This is a genomic window from Mycobacterium sp. SM3041 (genome assembly GCF_039668335.1).
Taxonomy (GTDB): Bacteria; Actinomycetota; Actinomycetes; order Mycobacteriales; family Mycobacteriaceae; genus Mycobacterium.
In genome coordinates, this window is sequence record NZ_JAYXBQ010000055.1 from 116,534 (window position 1) to 136,398 (window position 19,865).

A 19,865-nucleotide genomic window follows, 5' to 3' on the forward strand; every position below is an offset into this window, starting at 1 on the left:
GGTAAAGTGGATGGTCGCCGTGTGGGCTGCTTAGGAGGAAGAAGAAAATGACTGATCGTGTGACGGTGGGAAATCTGCGGGTGGCCCGCGTACTGCACGACTTCATCACCAACGAGGCTCTCCCCGGCACCGGGGTCGATCCGGACAGCTTCTGGGCGGGTGTCGACAAGGTCGTCACCGACCTGACCCCGAAGAACCAGGAGCTGCTGGCCCGCCGCGACGATCTGCAGGCGCAGATCGACAAGTGGCACCGGGCCCGGGTCATCGATCCCGTCGACACCGATGAGTTCAAGAACTCCTACGAGGAATTCCTCACCGAGATCGGCTACCTGCAGCCGGAGCCGGGCGAGTTCTGCATCCGGACCTCGGGCGTGGACCCGGAGATCACCAGCACCGCGGGACCGCAGTTGGTCGTGCCGATCCTGAACGCCCGGTTCGCGCTCAACGCCGCCAACGCCCGCTGGGGCTCGCTGTACGACGCGCTGTACGGCACCGACGTCATCTCCGACGAGGGCGGCGCCGAGGCCGGCAAGGGCGGCTACAACAAGGTGCGCGGCGACAAGGTGATCGCCTACGCCCGCGGCTTCCTGGACCAGGCCGTCCCGCTGGCGTCCGGCTCGTGGGCCGACGTCACCGGTCTGAAGATCGACGACGAGCACCAACTGCAGGCCGAACTTGGCGACGGGCTGTCGAGCGGGCTGGCCAGCCCCGAGGAGTTCGTCGGCTACACCGGCAAGCTCGGCGACTCGGCGTGGTCGGTGCTGCTGGTCCACCACGGCCTGCACATCGAGATTCTGGTCGACCCGTCGTCGCCCATCGGCTCGACCGACAAGGCCGGCATCAAGGACGTCGTGCTGGAGTCCGCGATCACCACGATCATGGACTTCGAGGACTCCGTCGCGGCCGTCGACGCCGACGACAAGGTGCTGGGCTACCGCAACTGGCTGGGCCTGAACAAGGGCGACCTGGCCGAAGAGGTCAGCAAGGGTGGCAAGACCTTCACCCGCACCCTGAACCCGGACCGCGTCTTCACCACGCCCGACGGCGAGGGCGAACTGGTCCTGCCGGGTCGCAGCCTGCTGTTCGTCCGCAACGTCGGTCACCTGATGACCAACGACGCCATCGTGGACGCCGACGGCAACGAAATCCCCGAGGGCATCCAGGACGCGCTGTTCACCGGCCTGATCGCCATGCACGGCCTGAAGTCGTCCGAGGAGAACGGCGAGCTGACCAACAGCCGCACCGGTTCCATCTACATCGTGAAGCCCAAGATGCACGGCCCCGAAGAGGTCGCGTTCACCTGCGAGCTCTTCAGCCGTGTCGAGGACGTCCTTGGCCTGCCCGCGGCCACCATCAAGGTCGGCATCATGGACGAGGAGCGCCGCACCACGGTCAACCTCAACGCTTGTATCAAGGCCGCCGCCGACCGCGTGGTGTTCATCAACACCGGCTTCCTGGACCGCACCGGCGACGAGATCCACACCTCGATGGAGGCGGGCCCGATGGTCCGCAAGGGCGCCATGAAGTCCCAGACCTGGATCAAGGCCTACGAGGACGCCAACGTCGACGCCGGTCTGGCCGACGGCCTCGCCGGCCGCGCCCAGATCGGTAAGGGCATGTGGGCCATGACCGACCTGATGGCCGAGATGGTCAAGCAGAAGATCTCCCAGCCGCAGGCCGGCGCCACCACCGCGTGGGTGCCGTCGCCCACCGGCGCCACCCTGCACGCCATGCACTACCACCAGGTGGACGTGCGCGAGGTGCAGGAAGAGCTGGCCGGCAAGAAGCGCACCACCCGCGCCGAACTGCTGACCATCCCGCTGGCCAAGGAACTGGCCTGGGCGCCCGAAGAGATCCACGAAGAGGTCGACAACAACTGCCAGTCGATCCTCGGCTACGTCGTGCGCTGGATCGACCAGGGTGTCGGCTGCTCCAAGGTGCCGGACATCCACAACATCGCCCTCATGGAGGACCGCGCGACGCTGCGCATCTCCAGCCAGCTGCTGGCGAACTGGCTGCGGCACGGCGTCATCACCGAGGACGACGTGAAGGCGAGCCTGCGCCGGATGGCCGCGGTGGTCGACGAGCAGAACGCGGGCGATCCGGCATACCTGCCGATGGCCCCGGACCCGGAGGGCAGCATCGCCTTCCAGGCCGCGCAGGAGCTGATCCTCGAGGGTTGCGCACAGCCCAACGGTTACACCGAGCCGATCCTGCATCGGCGCCGGCGGGAGTTCAAGGCCGCACACGCCGGTTCGTGAACGGTCAACTCTCCCATCATCGTTGATTAAAATTCGGCGGGCCCGCGTCACTCGACACGGGTCCGCCGATTGCACGCCGACACCAGGAGCAGACACCAATGGGTAGGCACAGAGCTCCCGACGACGACGAATCGAACGCCGACGAGATTTCCGACTACGACGCGTTGTCGCCGGACATCCCGGAAGCCGACGACTCCGCCACCGGAGCGATGGGTTTCCGGGTGCCGGACGACTGGGCCGAGATGCACGGGATGCCGCCTGCCGCCACCCCGCCTGCCGCCACGCCACCTGCTGCTCCGCCCGCCGGCACAGGCGATCGGTACGAGACCGATGAGCCCGAGCCCGACTACGGCGATCCCGACTACTCGGACCAGCCCGACCTCACCGGCACCGACAGCGTCACCCAGGCGTTCCCGTCCGTCCCGCGCCGGGCTTCGGTGCGCTCGCACGGCGGCGACTGGGAGGGTGGCGAATGGACCGGCAGCCACCGGGCCATTCAGACCAAGCGCCGCGGCGTCAGCGTCGGCGTCATCGCCGCGCTCGTTACCGTCGTGGTCGTCGTCGCCGCGGTGATCCTGTGGCGCTTTTTCGGCAGCGTGTTGTCCGACCGCAGCCGCGAGGCCTCGGCGCGCTGCGTGTCCGGCTCGGTCAGTGTCCCCGTGCTCGCCGACCCGTCGATCTCCGATGCGCTCAACTCGCTGGCCGGCAAGTACAGCCAGTCCGCCGCCCCCATCGGCGACAAGTGCGTCAAGGTCGAGGTCAAGGCCAGCGATCCGACCACCGTCGTCGACGGCGTGGTGAACAAGTGGCCGTCGAACCTCGGGCCCCGGCCCGCGTTGTGGATTCCGGCCAGCTCGGTGTCGGCAGCCCGGCTGGTGGCCGGCGCCGGTGAGCAGGCGGTCAGCGGTGACGCCAAGTCGCTGGCGACCTCGCCGGTGCTGTTGGCGGTCCGGCCGCAGCTCAAAGATGCACTGTCGCAGCAGAATTGGGGCACGCTGCCCGCACTGCAGACGACGCCGACGGCGCTGGACGGCCTGAGCCTGCCGGGCTGGGGTTCGCTGCGGCTCGCCGTGCCGACCGCCGACAACAGTGACGCGGCGTATCTGGCCGCCGAGGCCGTCGCCGCCGCCGCGGCCAATGGTGGGCCCGTCAACGCCGGTGCCGGTGCGGTACACCGGTTGACGGCCGCGCAGCCGAAGCTCGCGGACCCCAAGGCCTCGACGGCGCTCGACGCGCTGATCTCCGCGAGTGACCCGGCCACGGCGCCGGTGCACGCGGTCGTCACCACCGAACAGCAGCTCTACCAGCGGTCGCAACACACCGACAATGCCAAGGGCAAGCTGGCAGCTTGGCTGCCGCCCGGCGCGCCCGCGGTCGCCGACTACCCGGCCGTGCTGCTCGCCGGCGAGGGCCTGTCGCACGAGGCGGTCACCGCGGCCAGCGAGTTCGAACGCTTCCTGCGCAAGCCAGAGCAGCTCGCCGAGCTGTCCAAGGCCGGCTTCCGCGTCGACGGTGGCAATCCCCCGAAGAACGACGTGGTGAATCTCGGCTCCCTGCCCGACGCCCTGTCGGTCGGCGATCCGGGCACGCGCGCCACGCTGGCCAATGCCGTCGGCGGCACGTCCAAGGCCGGCGCCGTGACGATCATGCTGGACCAGTCGATGCCGACCAGCGACGGCGCGAAGACCCGCCTCGGCAATGTGACCACAGCGCTGATGGACCGGCTCAAGGCGATGTCGCCGAACAGCTCGGTGGGGCTGTGGACGTTCGACGGAGTGTCGGGCCGCAACGAGATTCCGGCGGCGCCGCTGAGCGACCAAGCGCATGCGTCGCAGCTGATCTCGAACCTGAACAACCAGAGCTCGTCGGGCGGCGGTCACGTCTCGTTCACGACGCTACGCATGCTCTACGGCGACGCAATGTCGAAGTATGTGGACGGCCAGGCCAATTCGATCCTGTTGATCACCTCCGGCCCGCACACCGACCAGTCACTGGACGGCCAGGGCCTGCAGGACTACATCAAGTCGGCGTTCGATCCGGCCCGCCCGGTCGCGGTCAACGTCATCGACATCGGCAGCGACTCCGACGGCTCGACGTGGCAGGCCGTCGCGCAGCTCACCGGCGGCACGTTCACCGGCATGCCGACCTCGGCGGCGCCGGAACTGGTCAACGCCGTCGCCGCTGCCCTGCCCTAGCTAGTTTTCATCACCGCGAGCGGCCGTGTCTGCCCGCGACACGCCGCAGCAGATGTGCAAAAACGTCCCGCTCAGAAGCTCTGAGCGGGACGTTTCTGCACAGACCGTGACTAGGCGAAAGCCTCGATCGGCGGGCAGGAGCAGACGAGGTTGCGGTCACCGAACGCGCCGTCGATGCGGCGCACCGGCGGCCACACCTTCGGCCGGAAGCCCTTGCCCAGCGGGTAGGCGGCATGCTCGCGGGTGTACGGGTGCTTCCACTCGTCGACCAGCAGGCACTCGGCGGTGTGCGGCGCGTTGTGCAGCGGGTTGTCGTCCGCCGGCCACTCACCGGAACCGACCTGGTCGATCTCGGCCTTGATCGCGATCATCGCGGCGATGAAGGCGTCGACCTCGGTGAGGCTCTCACTCTCGGTGGGCTCGACCATCAGCGTGCCGGCCACCGGGAAGCTCATGGTCGGCGCGTGGAAACCGTAGTCCGCCAAGCGCTTTGCCACGTCGTCGACGGTGACGCCGGTGGCCTTGGTGATGGCCCGCAGGTCCAGGATGCACTCGTGGGCGACCATGCCGTTCTCGCCGGTGTACAGCACCGGGTAGTGCTCGTCGAGGCGGCGGGCGATGTAGTTGGCCGACGCGATCGCGGTCAGCGTCGCCGCGCGCAGGCCGGCCGCGCCCATCATCCGGATGTAGGCCCAGGTGATCGGCAGGATGGACGCCGAACCATACGGCGCCGCCGACACGGTGTGGTCATCGGTGAGCTCGGCCGCCAGCGGGTGGCCGGGCAGGTACGGCGCGAGGTGCGAACGGACGGCCACCGGGCCGACGCCCGGGCCGCCACCGCCGTGCGGGATGCAGAACGTCTTGTGCAGGTTCAGGTGGCTGACGTCGCCGCCGAACTTGCCGGGCCGGGCCAGCCCGACGATCGCGTTGAGGTTGGCACCGTCGACGTACACCTGACCGCCGGCGTCGTGCACCGCGGCGCAGATGTCAGCGACGTCGTGCTCGTAGACCCCATGCGTGGACGGGTAGGTGATCATCAGCGCGGCGAGGTCACTGGCGTGCTCGGCGACCTTGACGCGCAGGTCGTCCAGGTCGACGTCGCCGTTCTCCCGGCACGCCACGACCACGACCTTCATGCCGACCATGGCGGCCGACGCGGCGTTGGTGCCGTGGGCGCTGGACGGGATGAGGCAGATGTTGCGGCCGGATTCGCCGCGGGCCTCGTGGTAGGCGCGGATGGCCAGCAGACCGGCGTACTCCCCCTGCGAGCCGGCGTTGGGCTGCAGCGACACCGAGTCGTAGCCGGTGATGCTGACCAGCCAGGACTCGACGTCAGCGATCAGCTTGCGCAGGCCCGGGGTGTCCGAGGCCGGGGCGAACGGGTGCTGCTGCGCGAACTCGGTCCAGGTGATGGGCTCCATCTCGGCGGCCGCGTTGAGCTTCATGGTGCACGAGCCCAGCGGGATCATGCTGCGGTCCAGCGCGATGTCCTTGTCGGCGAGCGAACGCAGGTAACGCATCATCTCGGTCTCGGTGCGGTACCGCGAGAACGCCGGGTGGGTGAGGAATTCCGAAGTGCGGGTGTGGATTTCGGGCCCGTCCCAGTGATGTCCGCCGCGGGTGGCGCCGAACGCCGCGAGCACCGCGTCGACGTGGTCGGCGGTCGTCGCCTCGTCGCACGACACCGAGATGTGGTCGGCGTCGACCAGCCAGACGTTGATGCCGCGTTCCTTGGCGGCCGCCTGCACCTGCTCGGCCTTACCCGGCACGCGAGCCAGGACGGTGTCGAAGAATCCACCGTGCACCACCTCGACGCCGGCCTCCTTCAGGCCCATGGCCACCGCGAGGGCGTGGCCGTGCACCCGGTGCGCGATCGCGGTCAGCCCGCGCGGCCCGTGGTAGCTGGCGTACATCGCGGCGATCACCGCGAGCAGCACCTGGGCGGTACAGATGTTGCTGGTGGCCCGGTCCCGACGGATGTGCTGTTCACGGGTCTGCAGGCTGAGGCGGTACGCCTTGGCGCCGTCGGCATCGACCGAGACACCGACCAGACGGCCGGGCAGCTGACGGGCGTGCTTGCCGTGCACGGCCAGGTAACCGGCGTGCGGGCCGCCGAAGCCCATCGGCACCCCGAACCGCTGCGTGGTGCCGAAGGCGACGTCGGCGCCGATCTCGCCGGGCGGGGTGACGAGCGTCAGCGCCAGCAGGTCCGCGCCGATGGCGACCAGCGCGCCGCGCTCATGGGCCTGCGCGACCAGCGCGGACCAATCGTTGACCGCGCCACTCGCCCCCGGAACCTGGGCGATGACGCCGAAGAACTCGCCCTCGGGCAGGCCGTCACGCAGGTCGGCGGTGACGATCTCGATGTTCAGCGGTTCGGCACGGGTGGCCAGCACGGCGGCGGTCTGCGGGTAGATGTCGATGTCCACGGCCAGGCGGCGGCAGTCGCCCTTCACGGCGCGGTGCATCAGCGTCATGGCCTCGGCCGCGGCGGTGGCCTCGTCGAGCATGGAGGCGTTGGCGATCTCCATGCCCGTCAGGTCGGTGACCATCGTCTGGAAGTTGAGCAGGGCCTCCAGGCGGCCCTGGCTGATCTCCGGCTGGTACGGCGTGTAGGCCGTGTACCAGGCCGGGTTCTCGAGAATGTTGCGGCGCAGCACCGCCGGGGTCAGCGTGTCGAAGTAGCCCTGACCGATCATCGACACCGCGACGGTGTTGGTCTCGGCGAGCGCGCGCAGCTCGGCAAGCGACTGCTCTTCGGACGCCGGGGCCGGCAGCTCGTCGAGGCCGGGGGCCAGGCCGGCGCTGGACAGCGCGTCGAGAATGCCCGCGGGCAGCGCCTTGGAGGCAAGCTCTTCCAGCGAGTCGACGCCGATGACCCCGAGCATGGTGGCCACCGCGTCGGCATCCGGGCCGATGTGCCGGTCGACGAAGCGAAGCTGGTGGTGCTCAGCAGAGGAACGGGACGTGCTGTCGGTCATGACGGCCTCTCCAGACGTTGGGGCGTTCCCTCCCCCTCTGTCGTCGGTGCCTGAGAGATTCGGCCCGACAGTGGTCGGCCTTTCCCCATGGGCGGGCGAGTCGCAGCTCGCCGCTTTCCAGAGGCATCGGGCTCCGGCGCGGTCCGGGGGCCTGAGAGGTTGATGGAGAGGTATTGCTCCTTCGGCGTCCATGGCTGGCGGCCACAGAACTCTCCCGCGTCGGGACGATGCGCGCGCCAGTCTACCGGTCGGTCACCAACAGCCACGAATGGACAGCAAACGGCCCCTCTCCGCGCGGAAAGGGGCCGTTGCTCGTGCGTTGGTGGGCTCAGCCGATCTTGCGGTCGCGCTGCTTGCGCCGCGATGCGAGCTCGTCCTCGGGTGCCGCGATGGACTCGCCGCCGTCGGCCCGTTCACCCGGGAAGTCGGCGATGGCACCGGTCAGCTCACGCATCGCACCCGAGACCGCGATGCCGAACACGCCCTGACCGCCCTGCAGCAGGTCGACGACCTCTTCGGCGGACGTGCACTCGTACACCGTGGTGCCGTCCGAGAACAGCGTGATGTTGGCCAGGTCGTGGACACCGCGCTGGCGCAGGTGGTCGACCGCGACGCGGATGTTGTGCAGCGAGATGCCGGTGTCCAGCAGCCGCTTGACGATCTTGAGGACCAGGATGTCCTTGAACGAGTACAGGCGCTGGCTGCCGGAGCCTGCGGCGCCGCGGATCGACGGGACCACCAGCGAGGTGCGGGCCCAGTAGTCGAGCTGACGGTAGGTGATGCCGGCGATCTGGCAGGCACTCGGCCCGCGGTAGCCGACCAGTTCGTCGGGAACAGACTCGTCAGGGAACAGGCCTGCCTGCACCGGCACGGGAGCCGGCGTCGGGGCGGCCTGCTCAGGCGCGCCGTTGGTCGTCAGGTCCAACTGCTCTTGACGTGGCGTCTCGTCGCCCACTGCCTGATCCTCTCGCCGATCGAACTAACCTGCCTGGCGGCCACTGCTGCTCGGCGGGCATGTCCGCTGCTCGAATGTGTCGAGCATACGCTTCCCGCCGGGCCTCTTCAGCCTGTCACCAGAACGAGGAAAGTATGTGGCGCGGATTCGTCGAATCCGCAAACGGCGCACCGAGTGTCGACACGCGCTGACCTAACTGAGATGCATCCGTAACAAGGGCCCTCCGGGACAGCGCACTCCGACCTAAGTCGCCTTGAAATCGTCCGGGGAAATGCTGTCGAGGAACTCCTTGAACTTCTCGACCTCGTCCTCGCGCACCGGGCCGGACGATTCCTCGTCAGCCTCGTCCGGGATCAGCAGACCGGCTTCGGCGAGCACCGCTTCCTCGACATAGATCGGCACGCCCATCCGCAACGCGATGGCCACCGAGTCCGACGGCCGCGCCGACACCGTGATGTCGCGGTCGAAGACCAGGTCGGCGTAGAAGGTGCCTTCCTGCAGGTCGACGATGCGCACCTCGCGCAGCGAATGACCAAGCGCGGCAATCAAATCCTTGATGAGGTCGTGCGTGAGGGGCCGCGCCGGCGACACGCCCTGCTGCTCGAGCGCGATGGCCGCAGCCTCGGACTGGCCGATCCAGATCGGCAGGTACCGGTCACCGTCGGATTCGCGGAGCAGGAGCACAGGCTGGTTCTGCGGCTGTTCCACCCGAATGCCGACCACACGAACCTCGCCCATCTGCGTCTGCCCTCCGCAATCCGTGTGCCATCAACGAATTCGAGTCTAGTCCTCAGCGATCGAGAACGTCGCGCACCGCGGACTTGATCAGCGAGGTGTGCAGCGTGATGGCGAGCGCCGCGACCTCGCGGGCCAGTTCGTCGGCCCGGTCGCGGGCCCCGGCGTTGCCGGCTTTGCCGATGGGGCCGGCGATCTGGGCGATCAGGTCCGACTGCCGGTCGGCGGCGGACCGGAAGGCCCGCAGGTGCCGCGGTTCGACACCGTATTCGCCCAGCGCATGGGCGCATTGTGCGATGACCACGGCATGTTCGTCGAAGAAGCCCGCCGGGCCGGGGATGATCACGCCGCTCTTGACCAGCGCGGCCAGCAGCTCCGAGGTGATGCCCGAGCGCTGCAGCAGATCCTCCCGGCTGAGCCGGACCTGCGCGGGCGCGACGTCAGCCGGGCCGCCGGCCTGATCGCTGTCGGGATCGGGAACCAATTTCGGTACGCCGTAAGCGGATCCGTTCGACGGCAGCGCGCCGTCGGGCTGGGCGTCCAGCTGGGCCTTGATGACCTTGAGTGGCAGGTACTGATCGCGTTGCGCGGACAGGATGAACCGCAGCCGCGCACAGTCATAGGCCGTGAAACGACGGTAGCCCGACCCAGTGCGTTCGGGCGTGACCAAACCCTGTTCCTCCAGGAACCGGATCTTGGAGATGGTCACATCCGGGAAGTCTGGCCGGAGCAGATCGAACACTGCTCCGATCGACATCCCGGCCACTGCACTGCGGTCGGGCTGCGTCATGGACTGACCGCCGGTCTAACCAGCCGAGCTGTCGTCGGTCTTGGGGCCGGTCAGGAACACCAGGCGGAACTTGCCGATCTGGACCTCGTCCCCGTTGGCCAGCACCGCCGAGTCGACGGGCTCGCGGTTGACGTAGGTGCCGTTGAGGCTGCCGACGTCGACCACCTGGAACTCGCCGGACTCGAGCCGGAACTCGGCGTGGCGACGGCTCACCGTCACGTCGTCGAGGAAGATGTCGCTGTCGGGATGACGGCCCGCCGAGGTGCTCGGCTGATCCAGCAGGAATCGCGAGCCGGCATTCGGCCCGCGCTTGACCACCAGCAGGGCCGAGCCCACCGGCAGTCCTTCAACTCCGGAGACGGCACTCGTGCCGCTCGTCGAAGCCGGGGCGTCGAGCTCATTGAGGAAGTCCGCACGGAAGACCGATGTGGTCTCCACCGTTGCCTCCTCGGACCCGAAATCAGTCCCCGAACCGCTGTCGTTATCCGTCACGCGCTGCTCCTCTACTGGCTGCTGTGGCGCTCTTTTGCACGACCAGCCGGCAGGTGCTGCCAGCAGTCATCGATGTCGCGTAGGTCTCACTATTGACCGTACCGCGCGGCGCGGGCCAGTGTGCCCGCCACCGCCGGATCCGCCGAGCCGACTTTGGTGTCGCCGCGGCCGAACCGGACCGCAGCACCCTAACAAAAGGGTCAGTCGTCAAGGGTCGCCCGGTAGCCGTCCGCGTCGAGCAGACCGGCGAGCTGGCCGTCCAGTTCGGCCGCGTCGGCCTGCAGTTCGATGAGCCAGCCGGCGTCGTACGGATCGGAGTTGACCAGGTCGGGCGAGCCTTCCAGATCACCGTTGACCGCAACGATTTTCGCGGCGATGGGGGCGTACAGCTCCGAGGTCGTCTTGGGCGACTCGACCTCGCCGAACACGTCGCCGGCGGCCACGGTGGTACCGACCTCGGGCAGATCGACGTAGACCACGTCACCCAGCGCGCCCTGCGCGAAATCGGTGATTCCGACCCGCACGGTGCCCTCGCCGGTACGGCGCACCCATTCGTGCTCGGTGGTGTACAGCAGATCGGCTGGCGTTTCGCTCACGACGCTCCTTGCAGTTTCAGGTCAGTGTGTTGATGGGGTACATACGATACGGCTCCACGATCAGACCCGGCGTCTACTTGACGGGCTGAGCGTATTGGCGCGGTTTCGGTTGCCGCAAGGCACTCACGTCGATCGTGTCGGCCTGTTGCACGGTCATTGTGCCGCCAACCCGTTTCACACTGTCCATCGCCCCGCCCGGGATGTTCATCGCGGCCGCCAGCGTCGGCGGATCACCAATGGCGAGAATGGAATACGGCGGGTTCATGGTCACGTTGTCGACGACCAGCGCGCCCGCGGTGCCGGTCACCCAGGTGTCGACACCGACCCGTACCGCGGTCTGCTGGTCACCGCCGCCGGACCGGATTTCGATGGCCTCGGCGCCGGCGGCGCGCAGCTCGTTGATGACATCGAGCAGGGTCTCGGGCGACACGCCGGGTGCGATGTCCTCGATGGTGATGGTGACGCCCGGGCCGGTGGCCGCGACGGTGCCGATCAGGATCGACAGCGCGCGCAGCCGCGCCTGCGCGTTCTCGATGGCGGCCTGGTCGCTGTTGCCCGACGCCTGCAACGACGACAGCGTCTTCTGCAGGTCGGCCACCTCGGTGTTGAGAGACGCCTCGCGCTGTTGCAGCGAGTCGAGCAGCACCAGCAGGTCGGCGGGCCGGGCGGTGTCGAGGGCGTCACCGGATTCGGTCTGGCGCACCTGGGTCGCGATGGCCACGCCGAGCAGCACACAGAGCAGTACGGCCAGCGCGCCGAACATCAACTGCGACCGGGTGCGCGGCAGCCGGGCCGGGACGCCGTCGGGCAGTTCGTGGCGCCCGTGGTGTTCCTCGTCCGCGTGGTGCTCGTTCGCGTGCTGTTCGTCAGCCATGCTGTCGTTTTCCCCGTCGCTCCGCTCGCCCCAGCACCGTCACGCCCCGAACAACCTTCGGCGCAGCGCCGCCGCGTTGCCGAAGATCCGGATACCGAGCACGACGATGATCGCGGTGGACAGCTGCGTGCCCACGCCCAGTTGGTCGCCCACGTACACGATCACCGCGGCGACCAGGACGTTGAAGACGAACGAGATCACGAAGACCTTCGCATCGAAGATGCGTTCCAGGTAGGCCCGCAGTCCCCCGAACACCGCGTCCAGCGCCGCCACCACGGCGATCGGCAGATACGGCTGGACCGCTTCGGGCACGCTGGGGTGGAAGATCAACCCCACCACGATGCCGACCACCAGTGCCGCGATCCCGATCATGTAGCCCTGCTCACTTTGGTCCGATCTCCTTGGCGAAGTTGACATCTCGTACCGACGCGGCCGACACCGTCAGCCGGTCGCGGGTCTGGACGCTGATTCCCACGCCGTACGACTGGGCGAGCAGCATCAGCCGCTGCATGGCAGGGGTCTGCTCGAACACCTCCTGCATGGCGTGCGGCGGCCCGATGGCGACGACGACGTACGGGCTGGCCACCGGCTGATTGTCGACGAGGATGCCACCGCCGGCCTGCCGCATGGTCACGTTCGGCCCGATCCGCACGCCGCCGACGGAGACCGCCTCGGCACCGGCCGCCCACAACGAGTTGACGGCCAGCTGCAGGTCGCGGTCCAGGATGATCTGCGGGCTGCCGGCAACGCGCTGCTTCGAGACATCGGACAGGTTCGGGCTCGGCGGCGGCTCGGTGACGGTGACGGTGAGACCCGGCCCGGTCACCGCGGTCACGCCCGCGCCGAACTCGGCCTGCTCGAGGGCGGCCAGCAGCTCACGGCCTTTCTCGTCGCCGGCCAGCCGGCTGCGGCGCGCGGCCTCCACCTGGCCCGCGAGGGCATCGCGGGTGGCGGTGCTGTCGCGGGTCCGCTCTTCGGCGGTGCGCGCATTGGCCGACAGGACATGCTGGGTCTGGTCATTGGCCGGGGCCATCGACACCGCGTGCTGTGCCGCCGTCACGAACACCACCGACACCGCGGCGACGCCGACCAGCAGCCAGGCGCCGTCGACGAACCGCCGGGAGCCGCGGCGGGCACCGTCACCGGCCGCCTCGCGGCGCTCGGCCGCGGCGGCGTAGCCCGGATCGAGATGGTCGGTCAGCAGCGAGCGCAGCAGTGACGGCACCGGAATCCGGACCGGCTCGTCGGCGACGTGGCTGTTACGGCCGGCCTCCGGCCAGTAGCCGCCCAGCGCCCGGTCCCGGGGCGTCCCGGCTTCCGTCACGCCGCCGACCTCGCGACCGGCGGGAGCTCCCGGCGCACCATGGCCACCTGGATCAGGTACAGCACCGCCGACCACAGATACATGGCCATCCCCCAGACGAGGAACGCCCAACCACAGGCCAGCACCACGCGGCTCCAGGCGTCGGGCCACTGTCCCAGCAGCACCAGCGGGAAGCCGGACATCAGCGCGAACGTCGCGGCCTTGCCGATATAGGTGACGGGCAGCGCCGTCAGCCCGCGGCCGCGCAGCAGCGGCAGCGTGGCCGCCAGCACGACGTCGCGGCCGATCAGGGTCAGCACGAACCACCAGGGCACGACGTGCGCGATCGCCAGCGCGACCGGCACGACGAGCATGTAGATCCGGTCGACCAGCGGGTCCAGCAGCTCGCCCAGCCGCGACGACTGGTTCGGCACCAGGCGCGCGATCTTGCCGTCCGCCCAGTCGGAGAAGCCGCTGAACATCAGGATCGCGACGGCCCAACCGTTGGCATGCGCCGACAGCAGCAGGTAGAGGAACACCGGGACCAGCAGCAACCGCAACGCGCTGAGCGCGTTGGGAATCGTCAGCACACGGTCGCCCGACTCGGCTTCCACGTCTGTACGCGATCCGCCTCCGGCTTCTCGCTGGGGGTCCATAGGGCTAAACCTAACGGAATACCCCGGGCAGGCTCAGCGCTGCCATCGTGTCGTCGGCCAGCGGGTTGTCGTGAATCATGTACGTCCACGTCGACGTCGGGCGGGCGAGCTTGGACAGATCCAGGCCGGGCTCGTCCTCCAGCACGTTGGCGGTCTCGAAGGTCTGCTGCGCGGCCTCGATGGCGTCGGCCGCCAGCGATGCGAACGCGTCGACCGCCATGCGGTGGAACTCGTCGAGCGGATCCTGGCGTCCCAGCGCGCGCAGGTGGATGCTCTCGCGGATGTCGGACAGGTACGCCAGGTGGTCGGCCCAGCCGCGGTCCAGGTGGTACAGCATGATCAGCCGGCAGATGCGCTCGAGCTCGTCCTCGGCGCCCTCTTCCCCAATCTGGCTGACCAGTTCCTGGTACCGGTCCGGCGACAACTCCTTGAGCTCGTCGCGCGCGGTGGTGGTGCGCAGCAGGGTCTCGCGGCGTTCCACGATGATCGCGCGCTGCTGCGCGGTGAGCTGGTTGTAGCGCCAGGTGTTGGCGTGCACGTCCAGCAGCCGGCCCTCGGCGACGCGCTGCGCGTGCTCGAGCATCTGGCCGGCGCGGTCACTGATGATCCGGCCGTCCTCATCGGTCTGCATCGGCAGCTTTTCCGGCTCCAGGTGCGAGACGACGACGTCGTCCTCCCAGCTGGAGAAGAACACCGACGAACCCGGGTCGCCCTGGCGGCCGGCGCGGCCGCGCAGCTGATTGTCGAGGCGCTCGGTGTGGTGCCGGCCGGTGCCGATGACGTGCAGGCCGCCCAGCTCGGCGACGGCGTCGTGGTCGGCTTCGTCGGAGCCGCCGAGGCGGATGTCGGTGCCGCGGCCGGCCATCTGGGTGGACACGGTGACGGTCGCGAGCTTGCCGGCCTCGGCGATGACGGCGGCTTCTTCCTCGTCGTTCTTGGCGTTCAGCACGACGGCGGGCACGCCGGCCTTGACCAGCTTCGCGTGCAGCTCTTCGGATTCGGCGACGTCGCGGGTACCGACCAGCACCGGCTGACCGGTCGCGTGGATCTCCTGGATGTGCTCGATGACGGCCTGGTTCTTGGCAGCCGCGGTGATGTAGACGCGGTCGGCCTCGTCCTCGCGGATGTTCGGCGTGTTCGGCGGAATCGGCGACACCCCGAGCCGGTAGAACTGGCGCAGCTGCTCACCGGCGGCCAGCGCGGTACCGGTCATGCCGCACACCGTCGGGTACCGGTTGATGAGGGCCTGGACGGTGATGGTGTCGAGCACCTCGCCCGTCTCGGTGGTCTCGATGCCTTCCTTGGCCTCGACGGCGGCCTGCAGGCCGTCGGGCCAGCGCTGCAGCGACGCGATGCGGCCGCGCGAGGCGTTGATGAGGTGAACGGCGTTGTCCCGCACGATGTAGTGCACGTCGCGCTGCAGCAGCACGTGGGCGTGCAGGGCGACGTTGACCTCGGTCAGGGTGGTGCCGATGTGCTCCTCGGAGTACAGGTCGATGCCGCCGAGCGCCTTCTCGAGCTTGCGCGCGCCGGCGTCGGTGAGGTGCACGTTGCGGCGGTCGGCGTCGGTGTCGTAGTACTGCAGCGAGTCGTCGACCCGGTTCTCGGAGGTCATCTCCCCGACCAGCCGGATGATCTCCATGCGCGGGGTCTCGCGGTGCGTGGTGCCGGCGAGCACCAGCGGCACCAGCGCCTCGTCGACCAGGACGGAGTCGGCCTCGTCGATGAGTGCGACGTCGGGCCGCGGCGACACCAGGTCGTCGACGTGGGTGACGAGCTGGTCGCGCAGCACGTCGAACCCGATCTCGTTGACCGAGGCGTAGGTGACGTCGCATTCGTAGGCGGCGCGCCGCTCGGCGGCCGTCGACTCGGCGGTGATCCAGCCGACCGTCAGGCCCATGGCGGCCAGCAGCGGTCCCATCCACTCGGCGTCACGGCGGGCCAGGTAGTCGTTGACCGAGATGACGTGCACGTGCCGTCCCGCCAGCGCGTAACCGGCAGCGGCGATGGCGCCGGCCAGGGTCTTGCCCTCACCGGTGGCCATCTCGACGACGTCGCCGGCCATCATGCGCAGCGCGCCGAAGAGCTGAACGTCGAACGGGCGCAGGCCCGTCGTGCGCTCTGCGGCCTCGCGGGCGATCGCCAGGAACTGCGGGATGTCGGCGGCATCGGCGAGCTCGGACAGCTCGAGCAGCTTGGCGGCCTTGGTGATCTGCTCGTCGTCCAGCCCCGCGGCCTTGTCGTCGAATTCGGCCGACGCCCGAACCTGATTCATCGATCGGTTCTGGTTCTTGTCGGTGGAGGCACCGAGCAGCTTCCAGAACTTGCTGCTCAGCCGGCCGGATTTCGCGGTGCTCGTTTTCGCCACAGGTCAAAGGTACCGGTCCGGTCCGGCGGCACTTCTGCAACCATCCACCTGCCGGAGACCCGCAGAAGGTGACCGGCGTCTCACGTCCATGCCTGTCGCAGCGCGCACGTCAACAGAGCACGGGTATCTTGCGGGGATGGATTTGTTCACCCCGACCCTCGAATGGGGCAGTGAGCTCACGACCTCGCTGTGGTGGATCGCGAAAGCCTGGCTGATCGCTGCGGTATCGACGCTGGTGGTGGTGACCGCCATCGGCCGGTTCACGGTCTGGGGTAGGCAGTTCTGGCGCATCACGGGCGCGTACTTCGTCGGCCGCGACAGCATCATCGTGTGGCTGTGGCTGGCGGCACTGCTGTTGTCGGTGATCACGGGCGTGCGGCTCACCGTGCTCTTCAGCTATCAGAGCAACGATCTGATGACGAGCTTCCAGGTGGTGGCCTCCGGCCTGGCCGGTCACGACCAGGCGGTCAAAGACTCGGGCGCCCATGGCTTCTGGATGTCGATCGGCATCTTCTCGCTGCTGGCCGTGCTGCACGTCTGCCGCATCATGCTCGACCTGTTCATGACGCAGCGCTTCATCCTGCGGTGGCGCGCGTGGCTGACCGACCGGCTCACGGGCGACTGGCTGGACGGCAAGGCGTACTACCGGTCGCGGTTCATCGACGACACCATCGACAACCCGGACCAGCGCATCCAGAGCGACATCGACATCTTCACCGCCGGCGTGGGGCCACTGCCCAACACGCCCAACAACATGACCACCTCGACGTTGTTGTTCGGTGCCATCAACGCCATCGCTTCGATGCTTTCGTTCACCGCGATTCTGTGGAACCTGTCCGGCACCCTGACCATCGCCGGGCTCACCATCCCCAAGGCGATGTTCTGGATCGGGCTCGGCTATGTCCTGATCGCGTCGGTCGTCGCGTTCTGGATCGGCCGTCCGATCATCTGGCTGTCGTTCGACAACGAACGTTTCAACGCGGCGTTCCGCTACGCGCTCGTGCGCATGCGCGACGCGGCCGAGGCCGTCGCGTTCTACCACGGTGAGCTCGCCGAGCGGTCGGGCCTGCGCCGGCTGTTCGCGCCCGTCGTCGACAACTACAAGCGCTACGTGAACCGGATGATCGGCCTCAACGGCTGGAACCTCTCGATGAGCCAGATCATCGTGCCGCTGCCGTACGTCCTGCAGTTCCCGCGTTTCCTCGCCGGCGAGATCAAGCTCGGCGACATGAACCAGACGGCGTCGGCGTTCGGCAGCATCCAGGACGGGTTGTCCTTCTTCCGCAACGTCTACGACCAGTTCGCCGGCTACCGCGCCGCCATCATCCGTCTGCACGGCCTGGTGACGGCCAACGACGCGGCCCGGCACCTGCCCGAGCTCGCGACCGAGGACTGCCCCGACGACACCATCACGCTCGAGAAGGTCACCGTCAGCACCCCGGACGGCCGCGAGCTCATCGCGCCACTCGACCTGTGCCTGTACCCCGGTGAAGCGCTCGTGGTCACCGGCCCGTCCGGCAGCGGCAAGACGACCCTGCTGCGCAGCCTGGCCAAGCTGTGGCCCTTCTGTCACGGCGCCATGCACTTCCCGATGGACGCGAACGAGACGCTGTTCCTGTCCCAGCTGCCGTATGTGCCGCTCGGCGATCTGCGTGCGGTGGTGTCCTACCCCAGCAAGGTGGGGACCCACACCGACGAGGACCTGCAGGAGGTCCTGCGCAAGGTCGCGCTGCCGCACCTGGCGAACCGTCTCGACGAGGTGGACGACTGGGCCAAGGTGCTGTCCCCCGGCGAGCAGCAGCGCGTCGCCTTCGCCCGCGTCCTGCTGACCGGGCCGAAGGCGGTTTTCTTCGACGAGTCCACGTCGGCACTCGACGAGGGCCTGGAAATGATGCTGTACCAACTGGTTCGGACCGAACTGCCGGACACCACCGTGGTCAGCGTCAGCCACCGCAGCACCGTCGAACAGCACCACCAGCAGGAGCTGGAGTTGCTGGGCGACGGCACCTGGCGGCTCACCCGGATCGAGGACGAGGACGGCACCCCCGCCCGCGTCTGATCAGCGTGTGGCGGCGTGGGTTCCGGCCCGGCGGCCGAAGAACGATCCTTCGCCCAGCTGGGTGCCACTGGCGTAGCCCTTGCCGTCCTGCGCGATGTTCGACGCGCAGGCGCCCGCGGCGTAGAGGCCCGGCACCGCGCTGCCGTCCGCGCGCAGTACTTCGCCGTCGATGCTGACCGACAGTCCGCCCATGGTGAACCCGGAGTACAGGGCCCGGCCGAGCGACAGGTCGAACGCCGCCCAGGGTCCATTGTCCTGGGCCGCAACGTAATCCGGCTGTTTGTGGAAGTCGGGGTCTGAGCCCGCCGCAGCGTTGGCGTTGTACCGCTCCAGCGTCGCGGCCAGGTTGCCGGCCGGAATACCAAGGGCCGCTTCCATTTCCGCGATCGTCTCCCAGCCGTCGATGAACCGGATCAACGGCATCGCCGGCATCTCGGTGTGCGCTTCGTCGACGATCAGGTAGGCCACCTGGTCGGGCTGCTCGAGCACGAAAGCCGATGTGCGCGAATGGTAGGAGTCCTCGTTGACGAAGCGCTCGCCGTCCTGGTTGACGATGACGCCGGTGAGCAGGATCTCGGGCGGGTAGGCGGCAGCCGTGATGAACAGCTGGTCCAGGTTCTTGGCCACGCCGCCGGCCGAGACGCCGAGCTTGATGCCCAGCCCGTCGTCGTTCGGGTTGCCCAGGATGTAGGGCTCAACTTCGCCGTGGTGCTTGGTCTTTCGCTTCTGACCCAGCGCCGGCGTGTGCTCGGCCACCATCTCCGGGTTCATCGCGAAACCGCCCGCGGCGATGATCACCGCACCGGCCTTCACGGTGCCCGTCACGCCGAAGTTCTTCCATGCCACCCCGGCGACAGCGCCGGTGTCGTCGAGCACGAGGTTCGTCGCGCCGGTCTCGTAACGCATCTCGACGCCGAGCTCGTCCGCCCGCTTCAGCAGTAGCTTGATGACCATGTCCGCGCCGCCCAGCTCACCCGGCACCGGCACCGAGTGGCCACGGGGCGCGGCCTTGGCCTGCTCGCAGAACGGCCACACCTTCTCGTTGCCGGTGTAGGACAGCCCCTCTGTGCCCGGCGGCACCACCACCTTGCCCGGGTAGTAGCTGCGCTCGAACTGAAAACCCAAGTCCTCCAACCAGTTGAAGTGCTCGACGCTGCCGTCGCAGTAGGCGCGGATCTTGTCGTGCTCGGGGTCGTGGGCGACGGCGACCAGGTACTTGTACATCTCGTCGGTGGTGTCGTCGTGGCCGGTGGCCTGCTGCACCGCCGTGCCGCCACCCAGGTAGAAGTGGCCGCCGGCCATGGACGTGGTACCGCCCGCGCCGGCGGCCTTCTCCAGCACGAGGACCTTGGCGCCCGCGGCCGCAGCGCTGACCGCGGCACAGCCACCGGCGATACCGAAGCCGATCACCACGACGTCGGCCTCGTCGGACCATTCGGTGACGTCTGCGGCGTTGACGGTCTCGGGCACTGTTTGCATCGTCTCTCCTGGGCCGGTCTCTCGGTGGTGTCCGGCACGGTCGAATCCGGCAACCTGGACACGTGTCTGATCAGTGATCGACTAGACAATAACGTCGAGACGAGACCATGGCTAGAACGTG

At 68.4% G+C, this 19,865-nt stretch carries 15 protein-coding genes and 1 riboswitch; of the genes, 3 read left to right on the forward strand and 12 right to left on the reverse strand.

Annotated elements, in window-relative coordinates:
- Nucleotides 1–47 precede the first annotated feature (47 nt).
- Both VXD91_RS20380 and VXD91_RS20385 read left to right on the forward strand, forming a co-directional pair.
- Nucleotides 48–2,261: a malate synthase G gene (locus VXD91_RS20380; RefSeq protein WP_346416235.1), complete on the forward strand. Its 2,214-nt coding sequence runs from the start codon at nt 48–50 to the stop codon at nt 2,259–2,261.
- 98 nt (nt 2,262–2,359) lie between these two features.
- Nucleotides 2,360–4,456 (forward strand): hypothetical protein, encoded by a 2,097-nt coding sequence (locus tag VXD91_RS20385; RefSeq protein WP_346416236.1) that lies wholly within the window; start codon nt 2,360–2,362, stop codon nt 4,454–4,456.
- A 110-nt stretch (nt 4,457–4,566) separates the two neighbouring features.
- Here VXD91_RS20385 and gcvP read toward each other — a convergent pair whose 3' ends face one another.
- The 11 genes from gcvP to secA2 form a co-directional block, all read right to left on the reverse strand.
- Nucleotides 4,567–7,437 (reverse strand): aminomethyl-transferring glycine dehydrogenase, encoded by a 2,871-nt coding sequence (gene gcvP, locus VXD91_RS20390; protein ID WP_061002594.1) that lies wholly within the window; start codon nt 7,435–7,437, stop codon nt 4,567–4,569.
- A gap of 129 nt (nt 7,438–7,566) precedes the next feature.
- Nucleotides 7,567–7,664: riboswitch (glycine riboswitch) on the reverse strand.
- A 101-nt stretch (nt 7,665–7,765) separates the two neighbouring features.
- Entirely contained in the window at nt 7,766–8,392 is a 627-nt protein-coding gene (locus VXD91_RS20395) for a MerR family transcriptional regulator (RefSeq protein ID WP_020100160.1), read from the reverse strand.
- Nucleotides 8,393–8,635: 243 nt separating this feature from the next.
- Entirely contained in the window at nt 8,636–9,130 is a 495-nt protein-coding gene (locus VXD91_RS20400; protein ID WP_061002591.1) for a bifunctional nuclease family protein, read from the reverse strand.
- A 52-nt stretch (nt 9,131–9,182) separates the two neighbouring features.
- Nucleotides 9,183–9,917 carry a MerR family transcriptional regulator gene (locus VXD91_RS20405; RefSeq protein ID WP_061002590.1) on the reverse strand — a complete coding sequence of 245 codons (735 nt, stop codon included), beginning with the start codon at nt 9,915–9,917 and terminating at the stop codon, nt 9,183–9,185.
- A 15-nt stretch (nt 9,918–9,932) separates the two neighbouring features.
- Nucleotides 9,933–10,409 carry a glycogen accumulation regulator GarA gene (gene garA / locus VXD91_RS20410; protein WP_020100157.1) on the reverse strand — a complete coding sequence of 159 codons (477 nt, stop codon included), beginning with the start codon at nt 10,407–10,409 and terminating at the stop codon, nt 9,933–9,935.
- A 200-nt stretch (nt 10,410–10,609) separates the two neighbouring features.
- On the reverse strand, nt 10,610–11,005 hold the full coding sequence (gene gcvH, locus VXD91_RS20415; protein ID WP_061002587.1) for a glycine cleavage system protein GcvH: 396 nt from the start codon (nt 11,003–11,005) through the stop codon (nt 10,610–10,612).
- A gap of 73 nt (nt 11,006–11,078) precedes the next feature.
- Nucleotides 11,079–11,879 (reverse strand): DUF881 domain-containing protein, encoded by an 801-nt coding sequence (locus VXD91_RS20420; protein ID WP_135355710.1) that lies wholly within the window; start codon nt 11,877–11,879, stop codon nt 11,079–11,081.
- Nucleotides 11,880–11,918: 39 nt separating this feature from the next.
- A complete protein-coding gene (locus VXD91_RS20425) occupies nt 11,919–12,251 on the reverse strand; it encodes a DUF1290 domain-containing protein (protein ID WP_053856224.1) in 333 nt (110 codons plus the stop codon).
- Between the two features lie 10 nt (nt 12,252–12,261).
- Nucleotides 12,262–13,203, reverse strand: a complete 942-nt coding sequence (locus tag VXD91_RS20430) for a DUF881 domain-containing protein (protein ID WP_020100153.1) — start codon at nt 13,201–13,203, stop codon at nt 12,262–12,264.
- Nucleotides 13,200–13,796: a CDP-alcohol phosphatidyltransferase family protein gene (locus VXD91_RS20435; protein WP_029118769.1), complete on the reverse strand. Its 597-nt coding sequence runs from the start codon at nt 13,794–13,796 to the stop codon at nt 13,200–13,202. Before VXD91_RS20435 ends, VXD91_RS20430 begins: the two co-directional genes overlap by 4 nt.
- A gap of 52 nt (nt 13,797–13,848) precedes the next feature.
- Nucleotides 13,849–16,206, reverse strand: coding sequence for an accessory Sec system translocase SecA2 (secA2, locus tag VXD91_RS20440; protein ID WP_135355708.1), 2,358 nt, complete (start codon nt 16,204–16,206; stop codon nt 13,849–13,851).
- A 136-nt stretch (nt 16,207–16,342) separates the two neighbouring features.
- Here secA2 and VXD91_RS20445 point away from each other — a divergent pair, with 136 nt between their 5' ends.
- Nucleotides 16,343–18,265 carry an ABC transporter ATP-binding protein/permease gene (locus VXD91_RS20445; RefSeq protein ID WP_135355707.1) on the forward strand — a complete coding sequence of 641 codons (1,923 nt, stop codon included), beginning with the start codon at nt 16,343–16,345 and terminating at the stop codon, nt 18,263–18,265.
- On the opposite strand, the gene VXD91_RS20450 is transcribed toward VXD91_RS20445, so the two are convergent.
- Nucleotides 18,266–19,744: an FAD-binding protein gene (locus tag VXD91_RS20450; protein WP_135355706.1), complete on the reverse strand. Its 1,479-nt coding sequence runs from the start codon at nt 19,742–19,744 to the stop codon at nt 18,266–18,268.
- Nucleotides 19,745–19,865: the final 121 nt, after the last annotated feature.